Source organism: Virgibacillus xinjiangensis (assembly GCF_042643145.1).
Classification (GTDB): domain Bacteria; phylum Bacillota; class Bacilli; order Bacillales; family Amphibacillaceae; genus Virgibacillus_O; species Virgibacillus_O xinjiangensis.
Window position 1 is genome coordinate 1 of the sequence record NZ_JBHRSA010000032.1, and the last position, 4,472, is coordinate 4,472.

A 4,472-nucleotide genomic window follows, 5' to 3' on the forward strand; every position below is an offset into this window, starting at 1 on the left:
CGTATACGGGTCCGTACGTACGGTGGTGTGAGAGGACGGAGGTTAGTCACCTCCTCCTACTCGATTGCATTCTACAGATGATTGACCAGTTGTTCTTGTATTCAAAAAATTTGTTAACGACAGATGGTTATCCATTGACGAAGATAACTAATATGGTATACTGAGAATTAAGAAGCTAATTGATAATGAATATCATTATTAATTAGAACTGCTAAAAGATAATAATTATTATTGACAAGCAATTTATCAATCAATTCAGGGGAAATGAAAAGGCTGGATGAAAGCCCTTTATCGGGGAGGGGGTCCAGGACTTTTCAAGAGAAGGTCGGTCTATGAAAATAAGATACTTAATTTTAGCCCTTATCATTCTATCAGTGGCATCTGTGTTTCTCGGTGTCTCTGACATTTCACCATTTGATGTATTCAGCCTGACGGAAAGTCAGACACAAGTACTGATGACAACCAGAATACCGAGATTGTTGAGTATTCTGATTGCTGGGATGAGCATGAGCATCTGCGGACTGATCATGCAGCAATTGAGCCGAAACAAGTTCGTCTCTCCTACAACGGCGGGTACCCTTGATTCTGCTAGACTTGGAATCCTTGTATCCATGATGATGTTTGCTGCAGCCAGTCCATTACAGAAAATGCTCGTTTCCTTTGTGTTTGCGATGTTGGGCACCTTCATTTTCATGAAGATACTCGAAAAAATTAAATTTAAGGATGCCATTTTCATCCCGCTGATCGGCTTGATGTTCGGGAACATTATCAGCTCTGTTTCTACATTCTTTGCTTATCAGAATGACCTCATCCAGAACATGTCTTCCTGGATGCAAGGGGATTTCTCAATGATCATGAGCGGGAATTATGAATTGATGTTCATCACTGTTCCCATTCTATTGCTAGCATATATATATGCCAATAAGTTTACTATTGCTGGAATGGGAGAAGATTTCGCCAAAAACCTTGGCCTGAATTACCGGCAGGTCGTAAATCTTGGTCTCATGATTACTGCCCTTGCGACAGCATCTGTTGTACTGTCGGTCGGGGTCATTCCTTTCCTTGGTCTGATCATTCCTAATATCGTTACGATCTACCAAGGTGATCACTTAAAGAAGACTTTGCTGCATACTGCATTGCTGGGTGCTGTGTTTGTGTTGTTCTGCGATGTCATTGGCAGAATCATCATTTATCCATATGAGGTCCCAATCAGTCTGACTGTGGGAGTAATTGGCAGCGGAATCTTCATTTATCTGCTGTTAAGGAGAAAAAGATATGGATTATAAAAAAAGATTAGCTATATTGGCCATTATCACAGCAGCATTCACCTTTCTTTTTATATTTTATGACCTGAGCGGTAATATCAGTTACATCTTGCCAAGGAGGCTGGTCAGGGTGGCGGCGATCATCCTGACAGGGGGATCGATTGCCCTGGCGACGGTGATCTTCATGACCATCACCAATAACAGGATTCTGACCCCTAGTGTCATGGGACTGGATTCACTGTACATGTTGCTTCAAACAGTGATTATCTTTATTTTCGGGGCAAATTCTCTGGTAATGATGAACAGCAATGTTAACTATCTTGTCTCGGTCGTACTTATGATGCTATTTTCTTTATTGCTTTACCTCTTCCTTTTCAAGGGGGAGAGAAGCAACATCTATTTCCTTCTTTTGATCGGGATGATTCTTGGAACATTTTTTGGCAGCTTCACTGATTTCATGCAGGTTCTGATTGACCCGAATGAATTCATGGTTGCTCAGGACCGGATGTTTGCCAGTGTGAACAATGTCAATACCGAGTTGGTGTTCCTTTCGGCGATTCTGGTTGTACTTGTACTGTTGTATTTCATCAGGTTCTATAAGTATCTGGATGTACTAGGGCTTGGCAAAGACCATGCCATCAATCTGGGAGTACCGTACAATTCAGTTGTCAAACAGCTTCTGATCATTGTTGCTGTGTTGATTTCCATTGCAACCGCATTGATTGGCCCTATCACATTTCTTGGGCTACTGGTGGTGAATGTGGCATATGAATTTATGAAAACTTACCGCCATTTCTACATTATCCTTGGTTCTGTCCTGATCAGCATCATTGCACTGCTCGGCGGGCAATTCATTGTCGAAAAAGTTTTTGCCTTTGATACAACAATAAGTGTAATCATCAATTTTGTTGGTGGAGTATACTTCATATATCTTTTGTTAAAGGAGAATAAGTCATGGTAAATATAAAAAATGTATTCAAGACCTATAACCAAAAGAAAGTCATTGATGATGTGTCGGTAGATATAGAAAAAGGGACAATCACCTCTTTTATCGGACCCAATGGTGCAGGAAAAAGTACATTGATTTCCATGGTCAGCCGTCTGATAGCAAAAGATGATGGAGCAATCACCATTGATGGGGAAGATATTCTGCAGGTGAAAAATAATGAACTTGCCAAGAAAATCTCCATTTTGAAGCAGACAAATGCTATCAACTTGAAATTGACGGTTCGTGAGCTGGTCTCTTTTGGCCGTTTTCCATATTCCCAGGGCAGGCTGAAGGATGAAGACTGGCAGAAGGTCGATGAGGCCATCGATTATATGGAACTTGGGGATTTGGAAGATAAATACTTAGATGAGCTGAGTGGCGGACAACGGCAACGCGCGCATATAGCGATGGTCATTGCCCAGGATACAGAGTATATACTTCTTGATGAGCCGCTGAACAATCTGGATATGAGACACTCCGTACAAATCATGAAGACACTGAGAAGACTTGTCAATGATATGGGGAAAACGATTGTGATTGTCATCCATGATATCAACTTCGCCTCCTGCTATTCAGATAACATCGTTGCTTTGAAGGATGGAAAGATTGTAAAGCAGGGAAGGGCCTGCGATGTGATTGATAAATGTGTATTGAAAGATATTTATGATATGGATATCGACATCAAAGAAATCGATCAACGTAGGATATGTGTGTATTTTTAATAGCAGCTGGAGGGTGCCGGTGGCGGCGGTATACGAGGTAGACATATAGAAAAAAGACCGGCCAACCTTCTTTTCGCATAGAAGGGGCCGGTCCATAAAAATAAAAAAACCTTTATATGGAAACAGTATCTCACGGCTGTTCCAATATAAAGGAAGTCCACTACAATTATTCTAACCTATATCACTTTGCTGGTAAATCTTTTTGCTTGAATAAGGCAGGTCATTTCTTTGCCGGCAAGTTCCAGGTGATCAAGACGGGCAAAATAGGCCCAACTGCATATAAACGAAAACTGCCGCTTTCCTGCTGAACTGCAGCAATTGCTATTTTAAATAAATAATCTGGGAAAAGAGGAGTAGAAACATGAAGAAATTATTATGGTTGTTATCCATCATGGCATTGTTTACACTGCTGGCTGCGTGTGGGGCTGATAGTGAAGGAACGAATGCTGAAGATGCAGAAGATAAAGAAACAGTCAATATAGAACACGAACTTGGAGAAACAGAGGTACCGGTGAATCCGGAGAATGTAGTGGTATTCGATTATGGTATTTTGGACACACTTGATCATTTGGATGTCAATGTGGCGGGGGTTTCCAAAACGAGCCTGCCGGATTACTTGAGCCATTATGATAGTGAAGAATATGAGAACATCGGCAGCTTGAAGGAGCCGGATTTTGAAAAGATTGCAGAAATCAATCCAGACGTAATCATTATTTCTGCACGTCAGGCAAGTTTGTATGACCAGCTGTCCGAGATTGCTCCAACCGTCCACTTGGGGGTAGACACCACAAGGTATATGGACTCATTTAAGGAGAATATGAGCAAGGTAGGGGAAATCTTCGGAAAGAAAGAAGAAATTGATGATACGATGACAGAGATAGAGGATTCGATTGCCTCCTTGAATGAGAAGACCAGTGATATGGAAAAAGAAGGACTGATTATTCTCGCCAATGATGATAAGATCAGTGCCTATGGGCCAAACTCCCGTTTTGGTCTGATTCACGATGTGTTTGGTGTTCCTGCGTCAGATGAAGGGATTGAGGCATCCACCCATGGTATGAATGTTTCACCCGAATATGTCATGGAGCAGGACCCTGACCTGTTGTATGTTGTAGACCGTACAGCGGTAGTTGGAGGAGAGACTTCAGCAAAGCAGATCGTTGAAAATGAATTGACAAAGAATACAAAGGCTTATCAAAACGATCAGATATATTACCTGGATCCGGATTACTGGTATCTTTCTGGGGGAGGGCTCATCTCTGTCTCTGAAATGATAAAGGAAATTGAAGCAAGTATCGAGCAATCGGAAGCAGAGTAAGAAGAGCAGCAGATTGTAGGACAAAGCGTTATATCGGTTATCTCATTACGGCTTTAAATTAAGAGGTGTGCAGGTTGATCATAGAACCTGCACACCTCTTTTGTGTGCCCGGCATGTGCGCACGCTTTAGGGTTCGAGTCCCGAGCGGTGAAGGTCATTGTAACCGTTAGCTAAAGGCA

At 41.9% G+C, this 4,472-nt stretch carries 4 protein-coding genes; all 4 read left to right on the forward strand.

Features of this window, described 5'->3' with window-relative positions; translation table 11 throughout:
* The first annotated feature begins 332 nt into the window (after nucleotides 1–332).
* The 4 genes from ACFOGI_RS07890 (at nucleotide 333) to ACFOGI_RS07905 (ending at nucleotide 4,293) form a co-directional block, all read left to right on the forward strand.
* Nucleotides 333–1,286, forward strand: coding sequence for an ABC transporter permease (locus tag ACFOGI_RS07890; RefSeq protein ID WP_390271059.1), 954 nt, complete (start codon nucleotides 333–335; stop codon nucleotides 1,284–1,286).
* The gene (locus tag ACFOGI_RS07895; RefSeq protein WP_390271062.1) at nucleotides 1,276–2,226 is read left to right on the forward strand and encodes an iron chelate uptake ABC transporter family permease subunit; all 951 of its coding nucleotides are present in this window, start codon (nucleotides 1,276–1,278) and stop codon (nucleotides 2,224–2,226) included. Before ACFOGI_RS07890 ends, ACFOGI_RS07895 begins: the two co-directional genes overlap by 11 nt.
* The gene (locus ACFOGI_RS07900) at nucleotides 2,220–2,975 is read left to right on the forward strand and encodes an iron ABC transporter ATP-binding protein (protein ID WP_390271065.1); all 756 of its coding nucleotides are present in this window, start codon (nucleotides 2,220–2,222) and stop codon (nucleotides 2,973–2,975) included. Before ACFOGI_RS07895 ends, ACFOGI_RS07900 begins: the two co-directional genes overlap by 7 nt.
* A 361-nt stretch (nucleotides 2,976–3,336) precedes the next feature.
* Complete coding sequence (locus ACFOGI_RS07905) at nucleotides 3,337–4,293, forward strand: siderophore ABC transporter substrate-binding protein (protein WP_390271068.1); 957 nt, start codon at nucleotides 3,337–3,339, stop codon at nucleotides 4,291–4,293.
* Nucleotides 4,294–4,472: the final 179 nt, after the last annotated feature.